The sequence below is a fragment of the Luteibacter sp. 621 genome (assembly GCF_050435445.1).
In the GTDB taxonomy this organism is placed as follows: domain Bacteria; phylum Pseudomonadota; class Gammaproteobacteria; order Xanthomonadales; family Rhodanobacteraceae; genus Luteibacter.
Genome location: NZ_JBNDKI010000017.1, coordinates 45911 through 70835, shown reverse-complemented (window position 1 = coordinate 70835; position 24925 = coordinate 45911). Strand labels below are relative to the sequence as shown.

The following is a 24925-nucleotide window of genomic DNA, read 5'->3' as shown; positions in this document are numbered from 1 at the left end:
TGCCGATGAACCTCTCACCCCGCCGTGCCCGTGGCCTCGCCGCCGCGATTGCCATGGCCATCACCCTTGCCGCCGGCCCCGCACTGGGCTGGGGCCACCGTGGCCACGCCGTGATCGATCGTACGGCGGTGGAGAGCCTGCCGGCCGATGGCCCGGTGTTCCTGCGCAACTACATCGGCCTGATTGAAGACTCGGCCACGCTGCCCGATGACTGGCGCGACGACGCCACGCCGTTCTCGAAGATGGAAGAAGACCCGAACCACGGCTGGTTCCAGGAGCAGTTCGCCTTCATGAAGCCGATCCCGCGTTCGCGGTTCGAGTTCATCCTGGCGCTGGACAAGGAGCAGAAACGGCTGGCTGCCGAGCATTCGCCCGAGGCGGTGCGCACCAACGTGCGCTGGACCGGCACGCTGCCGTACGCGCTGGTGGAGGTGTATGGCCACCTCGTCACGGGCTTCCGTTCGTACCGCGAGGGCCAGGCCCACGGCGAGGACACCGCGCACATCGAGACCGCCTGCGCCATGTATGTCGCATGGATGGGTCACTACGTGGGCGATGGCGCGCAGCCGCTCCACGTCACCATCCATCACAACGGCTGGCAGGGTCCCGACCCGAAAGACTACACGCGCGACCCGAAAATCCACGGGCGCATGGAAAGCGGCTTCGTCGATGCCATCAACCTCACCGACCAGGACCTGCTCCGCCGCGTACCCGCGGCCAACCCGATCGATGGCGATGTGTTCGATGCGGTGCTCGCGTACCTGTCGAAATCCGGCGACAGCGTGGAGAAGGTGTACCAGCTGGACAAGCGCGGCGCGTGGACTGACCCGAAGGATACCGAGGCGCGCGCACTCATCTACCAGCGCACCGCCGCCGGCGCCACGATGCTGCGCGACCTCGTTGTCCGCGCCTGGCGTGAAAGCGCGCTGCCGCGCGTACCGCATGTGCCCGGCCCCACCGACAGCGCTAACCCGGCCTACAACCCGGAGACGGGCTCGGCACAGGCCGACAGATCTCCGGCATTGCGCTAGGCCGGCGCCTTGCCAATATCCAGCTTGCCCAGCGTGATCGTCACCTGGTTGATCTTGCCGGTATAGGTGAAGGGCAGTGGGTAGGTGAAATCCACGGGCGAGCCGACGTCCATGCCGATGTCGAGCCCTTCGCCCAGCGAGAACTGGATGGGGATGGAGCGTTCGATACGGCGGGTGGCGAGGACCTTGCCACCCGCCTTAAGCGTGAACTCGCCGCCCTTGCCCATGCCGCCGCCGTCGTACGTGAATTCGACGGAGAGCGTCGTGTGCCCGGCGGGTAGCGCCGTCTCGCCGGTGATCGTCGTGCGGTCTATGCTGAGGAAGTTGTAGACGAACGTGGGCGTGCCATCGCGCAGGTACAGCCCGTAGCCGCCTTCCAGGCCGCCGTGGGTCACGATCATGCCGTTCGCATCCTTCGCCGGAACCTCGATATCGGCGGTGATCGTCCACGAGCGGTTGCACATGCGCGGGGACGCCGCATCCGGCAAGCCGATCGTGCCCGGGTAATACGTCATTTCCGTGCGGTGCCCGGTCAGGCTGGGGCGGCCCATCAGCTCGGCGTTCATGCGGATCGTCGCGCGCCAGTCGAGCGGCAGCACGCTGTACTTCGCGGCCTCTACCCACCACATGTCCTGCAACTGCCGCAGTTTCTCCGGGTGTTTCTGCGCCAGGTCGTTGGCCTGGGAGAAATCCTCATCAATGTTGTACAACTCCCACACCGCCTTGTCCGGGTCCCACTCCTGGCGGTTCGGGTCCCACGGCACGAACGACGGGGAAGAGGCCATCCAGCCATCGTGGTACAGGCCGCGGTTGCAGCCCAGTTCGAAGTACTGCGTGCTGCGCGGTGCGGATGCCTTGCCATCCTGCAGCGCGCTGGCGAAGCTCTTGCCTTCGATCGGTTTCTGCGCAATGCCGTTGAGGATCGTCGGCGCCGTGATGCCGCACAGCTCATACAACGTGGGCACGATATCGATTGTGTGCAGGAACTGATCGCGCAATGCGCCTTTCTCAGCGATCTGCGCCGGCCATGAGATGATCATGGGGTTGCGCGTGCCGCCGAAGTGGCTGGCCACCTGCTTGGTCCACTGGAACGGCGTATTCATCGCGTGCGCCCACGCCGAGGGGAAGTGGTTGAAATGGCGCGGGCCGCCCAGTTCGTCGATGGCCTTGATGTTGTCTTCCCATTTTTCCGGAAAGCCATTGAAGAACATGTTCTCGCACAGCGATCCTTCGATGCCGCCTTCGGCACTGGATCCGTTATCGCCGGCAATGTAGATGATGAGGGTGTTGTCGGCGCCAGGCAGTGCCTTGCACGCATCAACCACGCGGCCCATCTCGGCGTCGCAGTGCGCGCCGTAGCCGGCGAACACTTCCATCATGCGCGCGTACAGCCGCTTCTGGTCGGCGTTGAGCGACTCCCACGCGGGCAGCCCCTTCGAACGCGTGGTGAGCTTCGTATCGGCCGGAACTACGCCAAGCTTCTTCTGCCGCTCCAGAGTCTTTTCGCGGTAAGCGTCCCAGCCGTCATCGAACTGGCCTTTGAACTTCTCGATCCATTCCTTAGGCGTGTGGTGCGGCGCGTGCGTGGCACCCGTCGCTACATAAAGAAAGTACGGCTGGTCGGGTGCGATGCTCTTGGCCTGGCGCACCCACGAGATCGCCTTGTCAGCGATATCGGTGGTGAGGTGGTAGTCGGGGTCCGTGGAAGCAGGGACCAGGTCGCGGTTCTGGTAGAGGATCGGGTTCCAGTGGTTCATGTCGCCACCGTTGAACCCGTAGAAGTAATCGAAGCCCAGGCCGTTGGCCCAGCGGTCGAACGGCCCGGCGGCGCTGGTTTCCCATGTCGGCGTGTTGTGGTTCTTGCCGATCCACGCGGTCATGTAGCCGTTCTGGCGCAGGACCTCGCCCACCGTGCCGCAGCTGCGCGGAAGAATGCAGGTATAGCCGTCGTAACCGGTGGCCAGCTCGGTGATGCCGGCGAAGGCGGCGGAGTGGTGGTTGCGCCCGGTGATAAGGGCAGCGCGCGTAGGGCTGCAAAGCGCCGTGGTGTGGAACCGGTTGAAGCGCAGGCCCTCTTTGGCCAGCCGGTCCATGGTGGGCGAGGGCACGGCTCCGCCAAACGTACTGAACTGGCCGAACCCCGCATCGTCAAGAAGGATAAGGAGGATGTTCGGTGCACCCTGTGGCGCCGCGACCGGCTTGGGGAATTGCGCCGGGTCCGATTCCAGGTACGTACGGCCGACTTCGCCAGGGAAATGGAAATCCGGTCGCGGAAGCACATCCGGCGTGAGTTCCGGGGCAGCAGGCTTTGCAGCGGTCTTGCTGGCCATGTTGGCATCTCCAGGGAGGGCGCAGGCTGGCAATGTGGCCCGGCACCGCAGCGCGCGCGTCCGTAGGACCGCCCATGGCGGCTCCGTAGATTTTCGGTGCACGCATTGACGGGCAGGTCGGGCCGCCGGAAAGTAGCGGCTCGCGGCAAGGGAGCCGCGCAGGGGGAAAACGTGGAAGACAAGATCTGGATTGGCCGGGGCGGGGAGAAGTACGGCCCGTACGAAGAGGCTGTGTTGCGCCGCTGGGTGCATGAGGGCAAGGTCGAGCCTGATGTGCTGGCCTGGCGTACGGGTATGGCCGAGTGGGTCCCGCTGGCCACCTTGCTACCTGGCACGGATGTGCCGCCGCCGATGCCGCCGCCTTCCGCGGGGTGGGCGCCGCGAGGCTTCAGCGCACGCGAGGATGGCGGCTTCGCGCCCGATCCCCGCGCCACTTTCCAGACACCGCCCTCATTGCACTGGTTCGTCGTGCTGCTGCTCACCATGGTGACCGGTGGCATCTTCGGTTGGATCTGGATGTTCGTGCAGGCCAGCTGGGTCGGCAAGATCGATAAGCGCAGCAAGGCCATCGCACTCTTCATACTGGCCCTGGTCAGCTACCTGATCGGCTTCTCGCTTACCACGCAGAAGACCCCGGCAGCCTCGCTGGCGGCGTTGCTGATCATGCTTGGCGCCATCATCGTGATCTACGTCGGCATCTTTTCGATGGCCGATTCGATCAAGCGCGAGACCGCCAGGCGTGGGCTCAACCTGCGCATCGGCGGCGTGACGCTGTTCTTCCTCAACATGTATTACCTGCAGGGCATCATGACCTGGCTGGCCCGGTGGAAAGAAACCGGGCAGACCGAGCCGGAGCCGCCCAAAGCCGTGGTCTGGTGCGTCATGATTCTTCCGGTCGTGGCGATTTTTGCTGCCATCGCTATCCCGGCCTACCAGAGCTACATCATCCGTACAGAAGTCATGCAGAGCGTGGTCGCGGCCGAGCCGGCCAAGGCCGCCGTGCTGAACTACTACAACAGCCACGGCCAGATGCCGCACGACAACGCGCAGGCAGGCATCAACGCGACGGCGGGGTCGCCATCGCGTTTCGTCTCCGGCGTCACGATCGAGGATGGGCGTATCGCAGTTGCCTTCAGCGGCGCCGCGCACCGTCAAATCAGTAGTGGTTCGCTCGTGTTCACCCCGGTCGTGGCGCAGGGCGAAATGCGCTTCAACTGCGCATCAGCTGACATCCCGGCGCAGTACCTACCGCAATTCTGCCGATGAGATGAACCATCACGCGGGCGAGTCTTGTGCCCGCGTGATGGCACCTTTGTGGTGGTAAACGGCGGCCATGCCACCTAGCGTGAGCCCGAGCGCGACGACGCCACTCCAGCCAAACCGGCCCATCAACCAGCCACTGACGACCGTGCCGAGCGCACCGCCCAGGAACGTCGCCGTCATGTACAAGCTGTTGATGCGGCCTTGCGCCTTCGGATCCACGGCGAACGCGCGGGTCTGGTTCGACACCAGGCCGGCCTGCACGCCGATATCGAGCACGATCACGCCAGCCACCAGCAGCGTCAGCGAGCTGTTCGCGCCAGCGAGCAAGAGGTAGGCAAGCGCGACGATGCCGATGCTCACGCCCACCACGTAGCGCGTGCCCTTGCGATCGGAGATGCGGCCACCGAGCGACGCGGCGAACGCTCCCGCGGCGCCAATGATGCCGAAGCCGCCCGCCCACGCACTGCCCAGGTGCCATGGCCCATTCGCGAGCAACGCCGCCAGGTTCACCCAGAAGGCGTTGAAGCACGCCCAGAGCAGGGCCTGCACCATCATCGATTCACGGATAGGGCGGTTATCGCGCATGAGCGGCCACAACGAAGCGAGCAGCCGGCCATAGCTGAGATGGGTGGAAGGCACGCCTTTAGGCAGCATGGACAGCGCGACCATGCCCGAAGGAATCATCAGCGCCGCTTCCACCCCATATACGGCACGCCAGCCATAGGCCTGGCCAACGGCCCCGGCGAGCGTGCGCCCAACCAGGATACCGACCATGATGCCGCTGACCACCGTGCCGACATTGCGGCCGCGCTCGGCGGGCAGCGACATCGCGCCGGCAAAAGGCACCAGTTGCTGGGGAACACAGCTCACCATGCCGATGCCGAACGACACCGCGGCCAGTGCCCAGATATCCGGCACGAGCACCGCCACAAGATCCAGCAGGAACGCGATCACGATCTGGGCGAGCACCAGCGTGCGCCGGTCGAAGCGATCGCCCAGCGGGAGCAGCAGCGCCAGGCCCGTGGAAAAGCCCAGCAGCGCCGCACCCGCCACAAGATCCACCGCGGTCAGGCTGGCGTGGAAGCCGGTGGCGATCAACGGCAGGATCGGCTGCACGCAGTACAGGTTGGTGATCACCGCGCCGGCGATCACCGCCATCATGAAAATCTTCCCGCGCGACGCGGTCGCCGCCGGGGCCATGGGTGCAACGACTGGGGATGGGCCGCTCACGGCACGCTCCTGGGTAGGGATGCCGGGAAAGATAGGGACACGCGCGGAATAAGATAATCTGGCGGGATCGGGAATCATCCTTCCAGAAATTGATAGGGCGCCATGAACCAGCTCGAAGCCATGGCCATCCTGGTGGCTGTCGTAGATGCGGGAAGCCTCTCCGCGGCGTCTCGTGAGCTCGGTTTACCGCTGGCGACCGTGAGCCGGAAGATCGGGGCCCTGGAAACCCACCTGCACACCCGGCTGCTCCACCGCACCACCCGCCAGCTCTCCCTCACCGAGGCCGGCGCCTCCTACGTGGCGGCCTGCCGAAAGATTCTTGAAGAAGTGGGCGAGGCGGAACGGGCCGCCATGGGTGAGTACCTGCAGCCGCGTGGCGAGCTCACCGTGACCGCGCCAGCGGTGTTCGGCCGCCTGCATGTGGTGCCGGTCGTTGCTGAGTTTCTCGCCCAATACCCGGAGATCGGTATCAACCTGGTGCTGACCGACCGGGTGGTGCACCTCATGGAAGAACCGGTGGACGCCGCGATCCGGATCGGCGACTTGCCCGATAGCAGCTTCATGGCGACCGGCGTGGGCGCGGTACGCCGGGTGGTGTGCGGCAGCCCGGCGTATCTGAAAGCGCACGGCACGCCGTCTGTCCCTGCCGACCTGGCCGGGCATGAGTGCGTGAGTTTCGAAGTGCTCGAATCAAAACGTGCCTGGGTATTCGGCACCGGAAAATCCGAGGTATCCATACCGGTCCCATCGCGCCTCGCGGTCAACACGGCGGAGGCGGCGATCGATGCTGCTGTGCTCGGGGTGGGGTTGATTCGCGTGCTGTCGTACCAGGTCGCCGGTGCGCTGAGCGAAGGCCGCCTCCGCGTGGTGCTCGAACCGTATGAAACGGCATCCCTGCCGATCCATCTGGTGCATAAAGGGCAGGCGCCGCTCCCGTTGAAGCTGCGCGCATTCCTCGATTTCGCGGCACCACGGTTGCGCATGCGCCTGCCCGCTGGCACTTGACGCCAAAGCGTCCCGGCACGCTAGCATCGACGATCCGTCAGGGGTTACCAACGATGCATGGATTGAATCGCAAGGCGCTTGCGCTGCTCGTCATGTCGCTTGCCACCGCAGGCGTCCACGCCGGCGACGCCGAACGCACGCGCTGGCAGCGCGAAGCCGCTGCTACTTCAATTACCCGCGACGACTGGGGTATCGCCCATGTCCACGGCACCACCGATGCGGATGCCGTGTTCGGCATGGCGTATGCGCAGGCCGAGGATGACTTCAACCGGGTGGAGACCAACTACCTCGTCTCACTGGGCCGGCTGGCCGAGGCGGAAGGTGAATCGGCGGTCTGGAAGGACCTGCGCCAGAAGCTGTTCATCGACGAGACCCAGCTCAGGGCAATGTACGGCCGCAGCCCTGCATGGCTGAAGGCCTTGATGGATGGCTGGGCCGATGGCCTGAACTATTACCTGGCGACGCATCCGGACACGCATCCACGCGTCATCACGCACTTCGAGCCGTGGATGGCGCTGAGCTTCTCGGAAGGCAGCATTGGCGGCGATATTGAGCGTGTGAAAACATCGGATCTGCAGGCGTTCTACGGTAAGGACCCGGCGGGCGCGCTGGCCCAGTTCACCCCGCCGGGCAGCTGGTGGGAGCCTACCGGTTCCAACGGCATCGCCATCGCCCCCAAGCTCACCGCCGATGGCCATGCACTGCTGTTGATTAACCCACACACGTCGTTCTTCTTTCGCGCCGAGTTGCAGATGTCGAGCGACCAGGGCCTGGATGCCTACGGCGCGGTGACCTGGGGCCAGTTCTTTATCTACCAGGGCTTCAATAAACACATCGGCTGGATGCACACGTCATCAGGTATCGATGTGGTGGATGAGTTCGCCGAAACGATCGTGAAGCAGGATGGCAAGCTTTCCTATCGCTACGGCAAGGCGCTACGGCCGGTGACTACACGCGATATCGTCGTGCGCGTGAAAGGGCAGGGCGATCGCCGCTTCACTACCTATGCCACGCACCACGGCCCCATCGTGCGCACACAAGGTGATAAATGGATCGCCTTCGCGCTGATGAACAAGCCGCTGGAAGCCTTGCAGCAGAGTTGGTTGCGTACGAAGGCCAACGACTACGCCGCGTACATGAAGGTGGCCGAGCTGAAGGCGAACTCCTCGAACAACACGATCTATGCGGACGACAAGGGCAACATCGCGTACCTGCACCCGCAGTTCATCCCCAAGCGCGACGATCGCTTCGACTACACCAAGCCGGTGGATGGCAGCGACCCCACGACCGACTGGCAGGGCCTGCTTCCCCTGGACAAGGCGCCGCACCTGTTCAACCCGAACACCGGCTGGATCTTCAACACCAATAATTGGCCGTACTCCGCGGCGGGCCCGGATAGCCAGAAGCAGGCCGACTTCCCGAAATATATGGATTCCGTCGGTGAGAACCCGCGCGGCGTCCACGCGACGCGCGTGCTTACCGGCCAGCGTGACTTCACCCAGGCGTCGCTGCTCAGTGCCGCGTTCGATTCGTATCTGCCGGCGTTCGAGCGGCAGCTTCCCGTGCTGATCAAGGATTACGACGCGCTGCCGGCCGGCGATCCGCTGAAGGCAAAGCTGCGTGGCCCGGTTGGCTTATTGCGTGCCTGGGATTACCGCTGGGGCATCACTTCCATGCCCACCACGCTGGCCGTGTTCTGGGGCGACATCCTCTGGGACAAGGTGAGTAAGGAAGATACCCAGGAAGGCCTGACCCTCTATGACGTGATGGCCGAGAAGGCGGGCCCGCAGGCACGCCTGCAGGCACTCGCCGATGCGGTCGATCGCCTGGAGAAGGATTTCGGCAGCTGGGGCGTGCCGTGGGGCGAGGTCAACCGCTACCAGCGTAACGACGATGCCATTGCCCAGGTGTTCGACGACGCGAAGCCAAGCCTCCCCGTACCGTTCACTTCATCACGTTGGGGTTCGCTGGCGTCGTTCGGTGCCCATCGCTGGCCCGGCACGAAGCGCTACTACGGTACGAGCGGTAATAGTTTTGTCGCGGTCGTGGAGTTCGGGCCGAAGGTCAGCGCGCGGGCGATTACCGCGGGTGGCGAAAGCGGTCATCCAGGCTCGAAGCATTTCAACGACGAAGCCGAGCGCTACACCACCGGCAACCTGCGCAAGGTGTATTTCTGGCCCGAAGATCTCGAAGGCCATATCGAACGCCAGTACCACCCGGGTGACAAGGAACCCATGCCATGACCAACAAACGTCTCGCCCTTGCCGCCGGCCTTGCCTTCGCGGCTGGCCTTGCCTTTGCCTTCTCGGCGAACGCCGAAGACCTGCCGAAGCCCGCCGACCATCCCGTTCTGCTGAAGGCCGATCGCGTCTTCGATGCGCGCGACGAGCAAGCGCACACCGGCTGGGTCGTGCTCGTGCAAGGCGACAAGATCGCCGCCGTGGGACCGGAGGGCCAGGTCGCCGCGCCGGCCGGTACCGAGACGCTGTCCTTCCCGGGCATGACCCTGCTCCCGGGCCTGATCGATGCGCACTCGCACATCTTCCTGCACCCGTACAACGAAACGCTATGGAACGATCAGGTGTTGAAGGAGACACTCGCCTTCCGCACCGTGGAAGCGGTGAAGCACGCGCGCGATACGCTGATGGCCGGTTACACCGCGTTGCGCGATCTCGGCACCGAAGGCGCCGGATACGCGGATGTGGATGTGCAGCGCGCGATCGACAAGGGGCTTATACCGGGCCCGCACCTGTTCGTCGCGACGCGGGCCACGGTGGCCGCGCACTGCTACGGGCCCGGTCCGCTCGGCTTCCGCGAGGATATGGACCTGCCGCAGGGCGCCATTCCCGTGAGCGGTGTTGCGCAGATGGTGGATGCCGTGCGCGATCAGGCGGCGCACGGCGCGGATTGGATCAAGCTCTACGCCGATTACCACTGCGGCAAGGCGAAAGGCTCATCGCCCACGCTGACGCAGGATGAGTTGAATGCCGCCGTGGAGGTGGCGCATTCGCTCAACCTGCCGGTGGCCGTGCACTCGAGCACGGCCGAAGGCATGCGCCGTTCAGTCATGGCAGGCGTGGATACGATCGAGCACGGCTACGACGGCACGCCAGAAGTGTTCGCGCTGATGAAGAAGCACAACGTCGCCTACATGCCTACGCTTGAGGCCAGCGCCGCGTACGCCGAGTACTTCGGTGGCTGGAAGCCGGGTGCGCCACCGACCGAAGCGATGCAGACCTCCGCGCAGGCGTTCAAGCGTGCCATGGATGCGGGCGTGACCATCGGCGCCGGCAGTGACGTGGGCGTGTTTACCCACGGCACCAACTACAAGGAACTGGAGTGGATGGTGCGCGACGGAATGACTCCAGCGAAAGCCCTGCTGGCGGCCACGGCGGTCGACGCGAAGGTACTTCGCCAGCAGGATCACATTGGCCAGCTCAAGGCCGGCCTCGAGGCCGACATCATTGCCGTGCCGGGCGACCCGACGAAGGACATCTCGGTACTGTCGAACGTGCCGTTCGTGATGAAAGGCGGCGCCATCTACAAGAAGCCCTAACTCTGATGTAGGAGCGGGGGGGGGGGGGGGGGGGGGGGGGGGGGGGGGGGGGCCGCCCCCCCCCCCCCCCCCCCCCCCCCCCCCCCCCCCCCCGCTCCTACAGGGGCAATTAACCTAACCGTACGCCGGTCTGCAGTTCGCTCAGCTCCCACAACGCATCGGCCGCATCGGGATCGATCGCATAGGGCCGCACACCATGCAGGTGGCGCAGATCGGCGGCTTCGACGGTAGCATCGTCCAGGATCGGTGCGATGTCGCAGTCTTCCAGGTATTCACCGCCCTTGCTGTTGAGCATCGGGCTGGTGGCGGCCCACACGCTCGTCGCCGCGCCCTGCGGCACGCTCTTCATCCCGGCATTCAGATCGACCACCGGCTTGCCGTCGTCGTCGATCGCACCGAACTTGCGCATGTCGTCGACGCTCATGTAGCGGGCGAGGTCGGTCACGATCGCGCCAGGGTGTAGCGAGAACGAACGGATGCCATCGGCCTTGCCACGCTTATCGACACCGATGGCGAACAAAATGTTAGCGGTCTTCGACTGCCCGTAGCTAAGCCACGGATCGTAGGCGCGGCGCTCGAAGTGCGGATCGTCGAACACCACGGGCGAGTAGCGGTGACCGCGCGATGAAACAGAGATAACGCGGGCACCGTTCGCGCGGCGCAGCGCAGGCCACAGCCGCGCAGTGAGCTGGTAATGGCCCAGGTGGTTCGTGGCGAACTGGCGCTCGTAACCGCGTGCGTCGCGTTCCAGCGGGCAGGCCATGACGCCGGCGTTGTTGATCAGCAGGTGTAGTGGTTCACCGCGGTCAAGCACTTGCTGGGCGAAGGCATCGATCGAAGAAGGGTCGGCCAGGTCCATCGGCATTACATGGATATCGGCTTCACCTTCGAGGGCCTTGCGCGCCTTGGCCATGTCACGGGCCGGGACGATCACGCGGGCCCCGGCATCGCGCAGGGTGCGGGCGGTCTCCAGGCCCAGGCCGGCGTAGCCGCCGGTCACGATGGCGTGCTTGCCGGTCAGGTCGATGCCGGCGATCGCTTCGGCGGCCGTGGTGGCCGCGCCAAATCCAGAGGGGAGGGGGGATTGCATCGGGTGGCTCCTTGGTGGGTACCCAACCAAGGTAAGGGCGCGTGGCCGGACGATGAATGCTTGAAAGTGCGCCATGCATGCGCCATCGTACTGAAATGAGCGATGACCCCATTACCGCCATTCTCCGCTTGGCCGAGATCGAATCGGTGATGTCCGGCGGCTTCACGGCCGGCGGCGACTGGGCCGTGCGCTTTCCGCCACCCGACAAGCTGAAGTTCTTCGCCGTGGCCCGGGGCCACTGCGTGCTGCGAATCGATGGCGAGTCCACCGATATCCGGCTCGCCGAGGGCGATGTCGTGCTCCTGGCCGCGCCGCGCGGCTTTGTCCTGGCCAGCGATGCCGACCTGCCGGCGCGTGATGCCCACGATTTCGAATGGCGCGGCCCTGAGCGCCTGGTTTCGATCAACGACGGCATGGATACCTTGCAGATTGGCGGCCATGTCCGCGTCCACCCCGCCTATGAACCGATGCTCGCGGCGGCCCTGCCGTCGTGGTTGCACATCGGGGCGGGTGCTCCGGAAGCGGAGGCCATGCGTTGGCTCATCGATCGCATGGTCCGGGAGAGCCGCGATGATCTTCCCGGTGCCGGCCTTGCCCAGGCACAGCTCGCCCACCTGCTGTTCGTACAGATCCTCCGCACCCAGATGGCCTCGGGCGATGTGTTGCCCCCGGGCTGGCTGCGTGCCGTGGCCGATCCCCGCCTTGGGCCCGTGCTCCGCCAGATCCACGCCGATCCGGGCCGCCACTGGCGCCTGGAGGAGCTGGCGCGCGTGGCGGCCATGTCGCGCACGGTGTTCGCTGCGCACTTCCGGCGCGTCGCCGGCACGGCACCGCTGGCCTACCTCACCGAATGGCGCATGCGCCTCGCGTGCCAGCTACTGCACCGTGGCGCCGTGCCGGTCGCGACGCTGGCGAGCAACCTGGGCTACGGCTCCGAGAGCGCCTTCAGCCATGCGTTCAAGCGCGTGGTTGGGGTTTCCCCTGCGCGCTACGCTGCCGCCGCCTGATCCGTTCCGGCATACTCGCAGCGCAAGCACGCGGGGGCGGTCGCACGCCTCAGGGGAATCAGGGGAACGGACGATGGCTGAAGTACGCGCATCATGAGCGAAGAGAGCAAGATCTGGATCGGCCGCGATGGCCAGCGCTTCGGTCCGTATGACGAGGCCACGCTGCGCACGTGGATCAACGAAGGCAAGGTATCTGCGCTTTCGCTAGCCTGGCGCGAGGGCATGGCCGAATGGCGGCCGTTGCACGAGATCCTGGGCATCGCGGTGCCGCCGCCCATGGTGGGTGCCGCGGCCCCCGCGTTGCACAGCGAACTCCCGGCCCCGCCTGACCTGCACTGGGCCATCATCTTCGTGGCCGACCTGCTGGCGGGTGGCCTCATGGGCATCGTCTGGCAGTTTGTACAGGCCTCGTGGGTCAAGAAGATCGATCCATCAAGTCGCGCCACGCTGTGGCTGGTGGTATCGATCTGCCTGCTGCCGCTCACCTGGTTCGTCATGATCGGCGTGGTGCTCAATCAGTCGTATGGCGCCACACGCCCTGATCTGGGCGCCATCGCCGGGGTGTTCGCGTATTTCGGCCTGTTCTTTATCCTTGGCCTGGCCATGATCGTGTGCCGGTACATCGCCATGTTCTCCATGGCCCGTTCCATGCGCGAAAAGCTGCCCGCTTACGGCCTTATCCCGGAGATCGGCGGGGTCACCCTGTTCTTCTTTACCCACTATTACCTGCAGGCGCAGATGACCTGGGTGGCGCGCTGGCGCCGTACCGGGCAAGCCACGCCGCCAGCGCAGAAGACCGTGTTCTGGGTGGTATTTGGCGTGTGGGCAGGCCTGATGGTGCTGTTCCTCATGCTGGTGTGGGCGGCCATGTTCGCCAGCTACCACGGCGGCTAACGGCAAGGGGCGGAACCCCGGCGAAAGGCGGCGGGGCCACGATTCCGGCTACAATCCCGCTTTGCGTTTCGGGAGAGAGCCATGACCCCCCAACGAGATCCCCGCGGATGAGCGACGGCACCCTGTTCGTGGTGGCCGCGCCCTCGGGTGCCGGCAAGTCCACGCTGGTCAATGCGCTGCTCGAGCGCGAACCGCAGATCTCCTTGTCCATCTCGCACACCACGCGCCCGCCGCGCGTGGGCGAACAGTACGGCCGCCACTATTTCTTCGTGGAGCGGCCCGATTTCGAGCGCGAGATCGAGGATGGCATCTTCCTGGAGCACGCCGAGGTCCACGGCAATCTCTATGGCACCTCGCGCACGGTGGTTGAGGAGAAGCTCACTACCGGCGTGGATGTCCTGCTGGAAATCGACTGGCAGGGCGCCCGCCAGGTGCGCAAGGGCAAGGCCGATTGCGTCAGCGTGTTCATCCTGCCCCCGTCGCGCGTGGAACTTGAGCGCCGCCTGCGTGGTCGAGGATCGGATGCGCCCGATGTCATCGAGCGCCGCCTGTTCAATTCCCGCGAAGAAATCGCCCATGCGCACGAGTTCGACTACATCATCGTGAACGATCGCTTCGAGGATGCCCTGGCCGACCTGCAGGCTATCGTTCGCGCGGTGCGCCTGCGCTCGGCGTGGGCGGCAAAACGCCACGAGGCCCTGATCGAGGAACTGCTCGCACCATGACCGACGACGCCATCGTCCGCGTACGCGGCCTGACCACGGTACTCAACGGCAAGACCATCTTCGACTCGCTGGACCTGGATATCCCGCGCGGCAAGGTCACGGCCATCATGGGCCCCAGCGGCACCGGCAAGACCACCCTGCTCAAGCACATCACCGGCCAGATGCGCGGCGATGCCGGCACGGTCGAGGTGAACGGCGAGAACGTGCCCACGCTCTCGCGCGAGAAGCTGTTCGAACTGCGTGAGCGCATCGGTTATCTGTTCCAGAACTCCGCGCTGCTCACCGACTTCGATGTGTTCGAGAACGTGGCGTTCCCGCTGCGCCAGCACACGAAGTTGCCTGAAGAGCTCATCCGCAACATCGTTTTGAACAAATTGCAGGCGGTGGGCTTGCGCGGTGCCGCGCGGCTCGCGCCCACGGAGCTTTCCGGCGGCATGGCGCGCCGCGTTGCGCTTGCCCGCGCCATCGTCTTCGATCCCGCGCTCATCCTGTACGACGAGCCATTCGTGGGCCTCGATCCGATCGCACTGAACCAGGTATTGCTGCTTATCCGCACGCTCAACGAGACGCTGGGCATCACAAGCATCCTCGTCGCGCACGAACTGGCCGCGGTGCAGAAAGTCGCCGACCACGTGTTCCTCATCGCCAACGGCAAGATCGTGGCGCAGGGCGCGCCCGATACGCTGGCCAACGATGGCTCGCCGTGGACGGCGCAGTTCTTCGGCGGCCAGGCCGATGGCCCGGTCCCGTTCCAGTACCCGGCGGGCGATTACGCCACGGCGCTCGGCTTTCCCGGAGGCAAGGCATGACAACCAGGGATGACAATGTCGTGATGCGCAGCCTGGCGCAGATCGGCGCCTGCGGGCTGTTCCTGCTCACGATCCTCGCGGCGATCCCGCGCAGCCTCAAGCACGGCCGCGAAACCATCCGCCAGATCTGGTTCGTGGGTGCGATGAGCCTCACCATCGTCATGACCTGCGGCCTGTTCGTCGGCATGGTGCTGGGCCTGCAGCTGTACGACGTTCTGTCGATCTTCGGCGGCACCTCCGCCACGGGCACGGTCGTCGCCATCGCCATCTATCGCGAACTCGGCCCCGTCGTTACCGCGCTGCTGTTCGCCGGCCGCGCCGGCACCTCGGTTACCGCCGAAATCGGCCTCATGCGCGCTACCGACCAGCTCGATGCCATGGAGATGATGGCGGTCGATCCCATCGCCTATGTGGTCGCGCCGCGCTTCCTCGCTGGCGTGGTTGCACTGCCGCTGCTGGGTATCGTGTTCTGTGCCATGGGTGTGTTCGGCGGCCACCTGGTTGGCGTCACCTGGCTGGGCATCGATAACGGCACCTTCTGGTCCAACATGACCGCCGCGGTGGATGTCCACAAGGACATCATCGATGGCGTACTGCTCAAGTCCATCGCCTTCGGCATCGTGGTCTCGCTGATCGCGGTGTTCCAGGGCTACACCACTCCGCCCACCAGCGAAGGCGTCGCGTACGCCACCACGCGCACGGTGGTCGCATCGTCCATTGCCATCCTGGCGCTGGATTTCGTCCTTACCTCGTTCCTGATCTGAAGGCACGGAGGCCCGCCATGAACGCAACCCTTTTCGCTTCTACTTCGAGGATCGTGCCGTGACCCAGAGACGTTCCTATGCCGTCGGCACCGGCCTGTTCATCGTGCTTGGTTTTGCCGCGCTGGCGTATCTCGCCACCCAGACCACCTCCGTCGCCAACCAGGGCGGCGGCGATACGTACAAGGTGGAGACCCGCTTCGCCAATGTTGGCCAGCTCAAGGTGCGCGCCCCGGTGAAGGTCGCCGGTGTCCGTGTCGGCTCCGTGCAGGCGATCGAGCTGGTGCCGGGCAAGGAAGAGGCCAAGGTTACCCTGGCCATCGACGATGCCCGCAAGGACATCCCGAGCGATTCCGTGGCCACGATCTACACCAGTGGCCTGCTGGGCGACCAGTACGTCGGCATCCAGTTCGGCCAGTCGAAAACCCCGGTGAAGGAGGGTGGCGAGATCGGGCTCACCCGTCCGGCGCAGCAGCTGGAAGAAATGCTCGGCAAGTTCTTCGGCGGCGGCAGCGCTCCGGATCGCCTGGGTGGAACCTTCCATGTCACGGGTGATTTCACCAACATCGGCGGCCTGCAGCCGGGCGCCGCGGTGAAAATGGCCGGTGTGCCCATCGGCAGCGTGGAGTCGGTGGTGGTGAAACCGGGTGCGGTCGAAGCCACGGTGACCCTTGCGATCGACAAGCGCTACTCCCAGATACCAGATGACTCGGCCGCGGCAGTGTTCACAAGCGGTTTGATCGGTAGCCAGTATGTTGCGATCCAGCCCGGCGGCTCGCCGTCGTTCCTGGCCGAAGGCGATCAGCTCGTCCTGACGCAGTCGGCGCTCCAGCTGGAAGACCTGATCGGCAAGTTCCTCGTGAACGGCTCGCCGAGCGACAACAAATCCGGTGGCGCCCAGGGCGGCACCCAACCCGATACCTCCGGCAAGAAGTAAGACCGGAACCCAGGAGACACCGCATGTTGCGTCAGCTTTCCCTTGCTATCGCCCTCGCCGTCGGCACGGTTGCCGCGGCCCCTGTATTCGCCCAGGCCGCCGCCCCGGCCGCCCCGGCCGCCGCGACCCAGGGCCAGGGTCCGGAGCAGATCGTCCAGACCATTTCGGATGACCTGGCCAAGGCTATCGAAGGCCACCAGGCCGAGCTGAAGAACGACAAGGAAAAGCTGATCGCCGTCATCGACGACACCTTCCTGCCGCACTTCGATATCGACTACGCGTCCATCCTCGTGCTGGGCCAGAACGCGGTCAAAGCAACCCCGCAGCAGCGCGAGCGCTTTGCCAAGGCGTTTTACAACTCGATCACGCATCGTTATGCCGAGGGCTTGCTCAACTACACCCGTGGCCGCGTGAAGGTGCTGCCGTTCTCTGGCGACCTCAACAACAAGCGTACGGTCGTGCGCACCCAGGTCATGCTGGATGACGGTAAGTCGGTGTCGGTCGATTACGCGTTCCGCAAGAGCGCCAGCGGCGACTGGAAGGCCTACGACGTGATCATCGAGGGCATCTCGTACATCACGAACTATCGCAACCAGGTGGATGCCGAGATCAAGAAGGAAGGCCTGGACAAGCTCACGGCCGACCTTGAGAGCAAGGGCGCTGGCGCCATTGACGAGATGAAGCAGGATACCGGCGGCGCGCAGGGCGGCGCTGGCAAGTGATCCAGTCGGCCACGTATCAGCTGGCCGAAGCGCCGGGGATCCTTGCGATCTCCGGCGCGCTTACGTTTGCGACGGCGGCGTCGGCGCTCGAAACCGGGCGCGCCGCGCTCGGCCGCGGTAAGCCGGCCACGCTGGATCTGTCGGGCGTGACCGAGGCGGATAGCGCGGGACTGGCGACGGTGCTGGCGTTGCTGGCGCACGCGCGCCAGAACGGCACGGACATGAAGGTGGCGAACGCACCCACGGGCCTGGAGGCCCTGGCCCGCGTCTCCGGCGTCACCCCCTTCCTCTAACCCCGTACTGTAGGAGCGCGCTTGCGCGCGATTCCCGACTAAGAAAGCCCGGCTTCGTGCCGGGTTTTTTTATGGTTGCTCGACACGGCTCGCCTTCGGCTTCGCGGGGCTCGGCTTCGCCCTCGCTTTGTACACTTGGGCCATGAGGCAGCGAGCCTTCGGCGCCCACCCTCGCTGCTCAGACAGGTCTCCAGCGTTCGCAAAGGATGCCGCTACGCGGCCATGTACCTATTAGGCCTACGGCCGCGAACCGGGTGCCGTGAGGGGCTTTTCGACGAGACATCCGTGTCTCGTCAAAAAGGAACGGCCATCCATGGCCGTCCCCCCTGCGGGGCTATTCCCTCCCGTCCCCCTCGCCTCCGAAACTCGCCTCGAGGGTGGGCGCCGAAGGCTCGTTTGATGACTGCGGTGAGTGGGCCGGAGAGCGAGGGTGTGGCTCGATGCAACGTCCCGCCAGCCGCCGCAACCCGCTGTAGGAGCCCCCTGTGGGCGACATCTTGTCGCGAGCACGCCCAAGGCCTGTTGCGGTGAGGCGAAAGCTGTCGCCCACAGGGTGGGCTCCCACAACAAGCGGGCATCGCGCGGTCTCAGGCGGATATGCGTATCGGCGTGGCGCGACAACACAGGCAGCGGGAGGGTTGCACGTCGCGACTGGGCGGCGCGAGCGATGACGCCCGGCGCACCGGCTCTCCCACCCATCAACCTCATGGATGAAAAGAGCCCTCGGTGCCCACCCTCGAGGCGAGTTTCGTAGGCGAGGCCGACGGGAGGGAACAGCCCGCAGGGGGACGGCCATGGATGGCCGTTCCTTTTTGACGAGACACGGATGTCTCGTCGAAAAGCCCCTCACGGCGGCCGGTTCGCGGCCGTAGGCCAAGTAAGTACATGGCCGCGTAGCGGCATCCTTTACGAACGCTGGAGACCTGTCTGAGCAGCGAGGGTGGGCACCGAGGGCTCTCCGCCCATACGTTCAAGTGTAGAACGCGATGGCGCAAGCCGAGCCCCGCGAGGCCGAAGGCGAGCCGCCTCTCCCAAACGAAAGCCACAAAAAAGCCGCCCGAGGGCGGCTTTTTCGTCAATCAGTCCGGGTTCTGCCCGTTCTGCTTCTCCCACGAATGCTGCTCCTTGAGCAGTTCATCCGGGTCGAAATCCTTGCTATCACCCACGCCCTGCATCTTCTCGATCACATCCTCCGGCGGGTTGCCGTCGTAGATCTGATACAGGCGCTGCTGGCGGTACGCATCACGCATGAACACATACGGATCGTATGCCGACGCCAGGAAGCTCTCCGCATCGATCGCACGGGCCCGCAAGGTCACCAGGTACAGCACCGACGGCACGTAGTACTCGCCGTGGTGGAAATCGTGGTTACGCGACAGGTAGCTCAGCGGATCGAAGAAATAGCTATCCACCGGCAGGCGCCACACATCGCGGACCGTGGTCGGGCCGACGAAGGGCAGGACCAGGTACTCGCCCTCGGGCACGCCCCAGCGGGCCAGGGTCACGCCGAAGTCGCTGTCATACAGCGGCATGCCCAGCATGCTGGCCGGGTCCTTGAAGCCCAGGAAGCCGATGCCAAGGTTCACGATGAACCGGCCGGTGGTGACCGCGGCCTGGCCCGGGCGGCCCTGGAGCAGCTGGTTACCAATGGTGATCGGCAGGCGGATATTCGTATAGAAATCGCTCACCGCCGTGCGGACGCCCGGGGTGGTGACGTTACGGTAGCCCACAGCGACAGGGCGGATAATCGCCTTGTCGAGCTTGTCATTGAACGCATAAACCTTGCGGTTCACGTTCTCGTTCGGGTCATCGGTGCGCGGCGGCGCCACATGGCAGGCCGCCAGGAGCGCCAGGGCAACCAGGCCAAAGGCATGGCGGGCCAGACGCTTTAGGTTGATCTTGGGGTCCATCGGGGTGACTCTGGGGGTGGGGCGATACTTTAGTGTACCGCTTGGTTTTATTATTTGCACTAACGCCCGTCCTTCCTGGCCAGAACCCGGCATGATACCCCCCACCCCAATGGACAGCCAACCGGCTGGGCCGCTAAACTGCACGGTCATAAGTGTCTTTGTTGTCAAGGATTTGAAATGGCCCGTATTACTGTCGAAGACTGCCTCGAGGTAGTCGACAATCGCTTTGAGCTCGTGCTCATGGCGACCAAGCGCGCTCGCCAGCTCTCCAAGGGCGCCGAGCCCACGCTCGATCCGAACAACGACAAGCCGACCGTGCTCGCCCTGCGCGAAATCGCCGATCGCCGCGTCACCGAAGAGATGATCGACGAAATCGACAAGGCCGCTCGCGAGCGTGCCGAGCGCGAAGCCCTCGAGTGGGCCGCCACGGAAGTGGACGACGACCTCTCGAAGGGCGGAGATGACTGATGACGTCGGGTCCCTGTCGACCCTGCGTTCATTCATTCACTGCGCACGTTGTTGAAGCGCGGCCGCTGAGGCCGCGCGCGGGAGGCCGTGCCGCCTGATCCAGGGCGCGAGGCATTCCCATGGAAGTCATCCCCGCCAAAAAGCTGACCGACGTCTCCGACGACACTCCGGTGCCCGCCTATGTGCAGGCGCTGGAAGAGCGCGTGGGCGCTTACCTGCCCAAAGAGCAGGTCATGCGTATCCGCCGCGCCTTCCTCGTCGGTGCGCTTGCGCACGATGGGCAGACGCGTAAATCCGGTGAGCCGTACATCACGCACCCGGTCGCCGTGGCGCAGGTGCTGGCCGAGCTCGGCCTGGATGCCGAGACGATCATCGCCGCGATCCTGCACGATACGCTCGAGGATACGCAGCTCAGCCGCGAAGAACTCGCCGGCGCGTTTGGCGAGACGGTCGCCGAGCTGGTCGATGGCGTCACCAAGCTCGACAAGATGCGCTTCTCCAGCCGCGCCGAAGCCGATGCGGAAAGCTTCCGCAAGATGCTGCTGGCGATGGCGCGCGATCTGCGCGTCATCCTGATCAAGCTTTCCGATCGCCTGCACAACATGCGCACGCTTGGCGCGAAGGATTCCTCCTCCCGCCGCCGCATCGCGCGCGAAACGCTGGAGATCTACGCGCCGATCGCGCAGCGCCTGGGCATGAACAAGTTCAAGGCGGAGTTGCAGGATCTGGGCTTCAAGGCCCTGTATCCCGATCGCCACCGCATTATCGGCGAGCGCATCCGTGCCGCGCTGGGCAACCGCCGCGAGGCCATGGCGAAGATCGAGATGGCCCTGGAAGGCCGCCTCGCCGCCGACAAGATCCCCGGCCGTGCGGTCAGCCGCATCAAGAGCCCGTGGAGCATCTACTCGAAGATGCGCAACGAACATAAATCGTTCGCGCAGCTCATGGATGTGTACGGTTTCCGCGTGGTGACCGACTCGGCCATGCATTGCTACATGGCACTCGGTGCCGTGCACGGCCTGTACAAGCCCGTGGATGGCCGCTTCAAGGATTTCATCGCCATTCCCAAGGGCAATGGCTACCAGTCGCTGCATACGGTACTGCTTGGCCCGTTTGGCGCGCCCATCGAAATCCAGATCCGTACGTCGGAAATGGAATCGGTGGCCGAGCGTGGCGTGGCCGCGCACTGGGCGTACAAGACCGATTCGGGCCCGGCCAACAGCGCGCAGCTGCGCGCGCGCGAATGGCTCTCGGCGTTGGCCGATAGCCAGGCTAATACCCCGTCGGCCGCCGAGTTCCTGGAAAACGTCAAGATCGACCTGTTCCCGGATGAGGTGTACCTGTTTACCCCGCGCGGCGATATTTTCTCGTTGCCGCGTAACGCCACCGCGCTCGATTTCGCCTACGCCGTGCATACCGATGTGGGCGACCACGCGGTGGCCGCGCGCGTGGACAAGAAGCTCGTACCGCTGCGCACGCGCCTTATTTCCGGGCAGGTGGTCGAGATCATCACGGCGCCTTCCGCCGTGCCGAACCCGGCCTGGCTCGAGGCGGTCGTGACCGGCAAGGCGCGCACTGCCATCCGCCAGTACCTCAAGCACCTGCAGCACGAGGATGCGGTCGATTTCGGCCACCGCATGCTCGATCGCGCGCTGGACGCGCGTGGCCTCAGCCTGGATTCGATCCCGCCAGCCGTGCTCGATCGCTTCCTCGAAGAATCCAAGTTCAAGCGCCTGGAAGAGCTGCTTTCCGAGATCGCGCTGGGCAATCGCTTCGCCGACCAGGTCGCCGGCCAGCTCATCACGGTCATGGGGCCGCGCGATTCGCATCCGCAGGCACCTGCCGAGCACGCGGTCGAGAAAATCCGCATCAGCGGTGCCGAGCGCGGCGTGCTCAGCTTCGGTAACTGCTGCCACCCGCTGCCGGGCGACGAAATCATCGGTTTCCTGTCGTCGGGCAAGGGCATCGTGGTGCACCGCGTGGAATGCCCCAACGTGGCGGAGTTCCGCAAGACGCCCGAGCGCATCGTGGCTATCGAGTGGGATCGCGACGTCACCGGCGATTACCGTGCCGAACTGCGCATTGAAGTGCTTAACCGCCCGGGCGTACTCGCCACGGTGGCGGCGGCGATCGCCGATGCCGGTTCGAACATCGAGAACGTGGAATACATCGAGCGCGACAGCACGGCGGCAACACTGCTGTTCGCCATCGAAGTGAAGGGCCGCAAGCACCTGGCCGACGTGATGCGCCGCGTGCGCCGCACGGGCGTGGTCAGCGGCGTGTACCGCCACCCCCTGTAGGCCCACGTGCGGGCCGGGTAATATCGGGGTCTTCCGCCACGAGGATTCCCCATGTCCCGCACCATCATCGCCACCGACAAGGCCCCGGCCGCCATTGGCCCGTATTCGCAGGCCGTGCGCGCGGGTAACACCGTGTACTTCTCGGGCCAGATCCCGCTCGATCCGGCCACCGGCAACCTCGTCGATGGCGATATCACCGCACAGACGCGCCGCGTGTTCGATAACCTCGTCGCCGTGGCCGAAGCCGCCGGTGGCAAGCTTTCCGATATCGTCCGAGTCGGCATCTACGTGACCGACCTGGGTAACTTCGCCGCGGTGAACGCCGTGATGGCGGAGTATTTCCAGCAGCCGTACCCGGCGCGTTCCACCATCGAGGTATCGGGCCTGCCCAAGGCCGCCCAGGTGGAAGTGGACGCGATCCTCGTCCTGCCGTAACCGGACCAGCATCATTCCCGTGGGCCGAACCGCCAGCCCGTTACCCGCCGCGCCGCCGGCGGATCCGGGCCGTGCACCGCTGACAACGCTCGGCGGGGTCGGCCCTGCGCTGGCGGAAACGCTGGGCCGGCTCGGCCTGCGTGAAGTGCAGGACTTGTGGTTCCACCTGCCGCTGCGCTACGAAGATCGCACCACGATCGTGCCGATTGGCGAGCTGCGTCCCGGCCTGCACGTGCAGGTTGAAGGCACGGTGGATTTCATCGAACGCAGCTTTCGCGGGCGCATGCAGCTGAAGGTCATCATCAGCGATGACTCCGGTCGTGCGCTCCTGCTGCGCTTCTTCCATTTCCGCAAATCGCAGATGGATCAGCTGCAGAAGGGCACGCGCCTGCTCTGCTTCGGTGAGGTGCGCCAGGGCCCGCAAGGCCTGGAGATGGTGCACCCGCAATACCAGCGCATCGAAAGCGATGAGGCCGTGCTGGTGGATGAGCGGCTCACGCCGGTGTATCCCACCACCGAAGGCCTGGGGCCTCGCCGCCTCGCCAGTGTCGTCGCCAAGGCGTTGCACCACCTGCCCGGCGATGACCGGCTCGAACTCATTCCCGAAGAGGTGGGGCGCCCGCTTGGCCTTACCTCGTTGCGCGATGCGCTGGTGTACGTGCACCGGCCGCCACCGGATGTCGATCTGCGTCAGCTTGGCGAAGGCGGCCATCCCGCGCAGAAACGCCTGGCGTTCGAAGAACTGTTGACCCAGCACCTCACGCTGCGGCGCATGCGCGCGGCGGTGAAGAAGCGCAAGGCGCCGGCACTGAAGAGTGCAGGGGTCATGCGCGAGCGCCTGCTGTCCTCGCTGCCCTTCGCGCTGACCAAAGCACAGGCACGCGTGGCGGGTGAGGTGGGGCGCGATCTTGCCCGTGCCCATCCCATGCTTCGCCTTGTGCAAGGCGATGTCGGCAGCGGCAAGACCGTGGTGGCCGCACTGGCTGCATTGGCGGCCGTCGAGGCGGGCTACCAGGTCGCCCTGGTGGCGCCCACCGAGCTGCTCGCCGAACAGCACCTGCGCAACTTCCGTGCGTGGCTGGAGCCGCTCGGCCTGCATGTGGAATGGCTGGCGGGCAAGGTGCAGGGCAGGGCGCGCAAGGCTGCACTGGCCCATGCCGCCGAAGGCACGGCGCATGTCGTGGTTGGCACCCATGCGCTTATGCAGGAGGGCGTGGTGTTCCAGAAGCTGGGCCTGGTCATCGTCGACGAGCAGCACCGCTTTGGGGTGCACCAGCGGCTGGCACTGCGTGACAAGGGCGCCAGTGGCGAGCTTATTCCGCACCAGCTAGTGCTCACGGCCACGCCTATCCCGCGTACGCTCGCGATGAGCGCGTACGCCGACCTGGATGTGTCCTCCATCGATGAGCTGCCGCCGGGAAGAACGCCAGTGCAGACCGTGGCGCTTTCCAACGAGCGGCGTTACGACATCATGGAACGCATCCATGGTGCCTGCATGGAAGGCCGCCAGGTGTACTGGGTGTGCACGCTGATCGAAGAAAACGAACAGATGAATGCGCAGGCCGCCGAGGTCGCACACGCGGAGCTCGCCGCCGGGCTGCCGGATCTCAACATCGGCCTCATCCACGGCCGCATGAAGCCCAAGGAAAAGCAGGCGGTGATGGATGCGTTCAAGCGCGGCGAGATCGCCGTGCTGGTCGCCACCACGGTGATCGAAGTGGGCGTGGATGTGCCCAATGCGAGCCTCATGATCATCGAGAACAGCGAGCGGCTTGGGCTGGCCCAGCTGCACCAGCTTCGGGGGCGCGTAGGGCGCGGATCCATTGCCTCGAGTTGCGTGTTGCTCTACCAGACGCCGCTGTCGCGCCTGGCGAAGGAGCGCCTGCAAGTGATGCGCGAGACCAATGATGGCTTCCGCATTGCCGAGAAAGACCTGGAGCTGCGTGGCCCCGGTGAGGTCCTTGGCACCCGGCAGACCGGCCAGCTGCAGTTCCGTATTGCCGACCTGGCACGCGATGCGCACCTCATGCCGGACGTGCAGCGTGTCGCCGAAGCGATGATGCGCGACCACCCGGCGCGGTGTGAGCGGCTTATCGCACGTTGGGTCGGGGACGCCGCCCGCTACGTCGACGCCTAACCCCATCGCGACGCCCTGTAGG

General features: G+C 65.2%; 21 protein-coding genes. 17 read left to right on the top strand and 4 right to left on the bottom strand.

What is annotated here, in order from left to right; all coding sequences use genetic code 11:
* The first annotated feature begins 5 nt into the window (after positions 1-5).
* Positions 6-1031, top strand: coding sequence for a nuclease (locus ABIE56_RS16785; protein ID WP_429244935.1), 1026 nt, complete (start codon positions 6-8; stop codon positions 1029-1031).
* On the opposite strand, the gene ABIE56_RS16780 is transcribed toward ABIE56_RS16785, so the two are convergent.
* Complete coding sequence (locus ABIE56_RS16780) at positions 1028-3361, bottom strand: arylsulfatase (protein ID WP_429244934.1); 2334 nt, start codon at positions 3359-3361, stop codon at positions 1028-1030. The two genes, ABIE56_RS16785 and ABIE56_RS16780, sit on opposite strands and share 4 nt — an antisense overlap.
* Before the next feature lie 171 nt (positions 3362-3532).
* Here ABIE56_RS16780 and ABIE56_RS16775 point away from each other — a divergent pair, with 171 nt between their 5' ends.
* Positions 3533-4627: a pilin gene (locus ABIE56_RS16775; protein WP_429244933.1), complete on the top strand. Its 1095-nt coding sequence runs from the start codon at positions 3533-3535 to the stop codon at positions 4625-4627.
* 9 nt (positions 4628-4636) lie between these two features.
* Here ABIE56_RS16775 and ABIE56_RS16770 read toward each other — a convergent pair whose 3' ends face one another.
* Positions 4637-5854, bottom strand: a complete 1218-nt coding sequence (locus ABIE56_RS16770; protein WP_429244932.1) for an MFS transporter — start codon at positions 5852-5854, stop codon at positions 4637-4639.
* A 102-nt stretch (positions 5855-5956) separates the two neighbouring features.
* Between ABIE56_RS16770 and ABIE56_RS16765 the strand changes: the two genes are divergently transcribed.
* Genes ABIE56_RS16765 through ABIE56_RS16755 form a run of 3 tightly spaced genes read left to right on the top strand, consistent with a single transcriptional unit; the run spans position 5957 to position 10415 of the window.
* Positions 5957-6859, top strand: a complete 903-nt coding sequence (locus ABIE56_RS16765; protein ID WP_429244931.1) for a LysR family transcriptional regulator — start codon at positions 5957-5959, stop codon at positions 6857-6859.
* A 53-nt stretch (positions 6860-6912) separates the two neighbouring features.
* Positions 6913-9102, top strand: a complete 2190-nt coding sequence (locus tag ABIE56_RS16760) for a penicillin acylase family protein (protein ID WP_429244930.1) — start codon at positions 6913-6915, stop codon at positions 9100-9102.
* The gene (locus ABIE56_RS16755; protein WP_429244929.1) at positions 9099-10415 is read left to right on the top strand and encodes an amidohydrolase family protein; all 1317 of its coding nucleotides are present in this window, start codon (positions 9099-9101) and stop codon (positions 10413-10415) included. Before ABIE56_RS16760 ends, ABIE56_RS16755 begins: the two co-directional genes overlap by 4 nt.
* Positions 10416-10524: 109 nt before the next feature.
* Here ABIE56_RS16755 and ABIE56_RS16750 read toward each other — a convergent pair whose 3' ends face one another.
* Positions 10525-11505 (bottom strand): oxidoreductase, encoded by a 981-nt coding sequence (locus tag ABIE56_RS16750; protein ID WP_429244928.1) that lies wholly within the window; start codon positions 11503-11505, stop codon positions 10525-10527.
* Between the two features lie 77 nt (positions 11506-11582).
* Here ABIE56_RS16750 and ABIE56_RS16745 point away from each other — a divergent pair, with 77 nt between their 5' ends.
* The 8 genes from ABIE56_RS16745 (at position 11583) to ABIE56_RS16710 (ending at position 17653) form a co-directional block, all read left to right on the top strand.
* Positions 11583-12512, top strand: a complete 930-nt coding sequence (locus ABIE56_RS16745) for an AraC family transcriptional regulator (RefSeq protein WP_429244927.1) — start codon at positions 11583-11585, stop codon at positions 12510-12512.
* Positions 12513-12605: 93 nt separating this feature from the next.
* The gene (locus tag ABIE56_RS16740) at positions 12606-13406 is read left to right on the top strand and encodes a DUF4339 domain-containing protein (protein WP_429244926.1); all 801 of its coding nucleotides are present in this window, start codon (positions 12606-12608) and stop codon (positions 13404-13406) included.
* Positions 13407-13513: 107 nt separating this feature from the next.
* Positions 13514-14131, top strand: a complete 618-nt coding sequence (gene gmk / locus ABIE56_RS16735; protein ID WP_429244925.1) for a guanylate kinase — start codon at positions 13514-13516, stop codon at positions 14129-14131.
* Positions 14128-14940 (top strand): ABC transporter ATP-binding protein, encoded by an 813-nt coding sequence (locus ABIE56_RS16730; RefSeq protein WP_429244924.1) that lies wholly within the window; start codon positions 14128-14130, stop codon positions 14938-14940. The genes gmk and ABIE56_RS16730 overlap by 4 nt, the downstream gene beginning before the upstream one ends.
* Positions 14937-15704, top strand: coding sequence for a lipid asymmetry maintenance ABC transporter permease subunit MlaE (gene mlaE, locus ABIE56_RS16725; RefSeq protein WP_429244923.1), 768 nt, complete (start codon positions 14937-14939; stop codon positions 15702-15704). Before ABIE56_RS16730 ends, mlaE begins: the two co-directional genes overlap by 4 nt.
* Positions 15705-15762: 58 nt before the next feature.
* Positions 15763-16638 (top strand): outer membrane lipid asymmetry maintenance protein MlaD, encoded by an 876-nt coding sequence (mlaD, locus tag ABIE56_RS16720; protein WP_429244922.1) that lies wholly within the window; start codon positions 15763-15765, stop codon positions 16636-16638.
* Positions 16639-16661: 23 nt separating this feature from the next.
* Positions 16662-17360 (top strand): MlaC/ttg2D family ABC transporter substrate-binding protein, encoded by a 699-nt coding sequence (locus ABIE56_RS16715; protein WP_429244921.1) that lies wholly within the window; start codon positions 16662-16664, stop codon positions 17358-17360.
* On the top strand, positions 17357-17653 hold the full coding sequence (locus ABIE56_RS16710; protein WP_429244920.1) for an STAS domain-containing protein: 297 nt from the start codon (positions 17357-17359) through the stop codon (positions 17651-17653). Before ABIE56_RS16715 ends, ABIE56_RS16710 begins: the two co-directional genes overlap by 4 nt.
* A 1079-nt stretch (positions 17654-18732) precedes the next feature.
* Here the strand turns inward: ABIE56_RS16710 and ABIE56_RS16705 are convergent.
* Positions 18733-19563, bottom strand: coding sequence for an MlaA family lipoprotein (locus ABIE56_RS16705; RefSeq protein WP_429244919.1), 831 nt, complete (start codon positions 19561-19563; stop codon positions 18733-18735).
* Positions 19564-19740: 177 nt separating this feature from the next.
* Here ABIE56_RS16705 and rpoZ point away from each other — a divergent pair, with 177 nt between their 5' ends.
* The 4 genes from rpoZ (at position 19741) to recG (ending at position 24903) form a co-directional block, all read left to right on the top strand.
* Positions 19741-20031, top strand: a complete 291-nt coding sequence (gene rpoZ, locus ABIE56_RS16700; protein ID WP_429244918.1) for a DNA-directed RNA polymerase subunit omega — start codon at positions 19741-19743, stop codon at positions 20029-20031.
* 119 nt (positions 20032-20150) lie between these two features.
* Positions 20151-22331, top strand: a complete 2181-nt coding sequence (locus tag ABIE56_RS16695) for a RelA/SpoT family protein (RefSeq protein WP_429244917.1) — start codon at positions 20151-20153, stop codon at positions 22329-22331.
* A gap of 51 nt (positions 22332-22382) precedes the next feature.
* On the top strand, positions 22383-22766 hold the full coding sequence (locus ABIE56_RS16690; protein WP_429244916.1) for a RidA family protein: 384 nt from the start codon (positions 22383-22385) through the stop codon (positions 22764-22766).
* 19 nt (positions 22767-22785) lie between these two features.
* Complete coding sequence (gene recG / locus ABIE56_RS16685) at positions 22786-24903, top strand: ATP-dependent DNA helicase RecG (protein ID WP_429244915.1); 2118 nt, start codon at positions 22786-22788, stop codon at positions 24901-24903.
* The last annotated feature ends 22 nt before the right edge of the window (positions 24904-24925 follow it).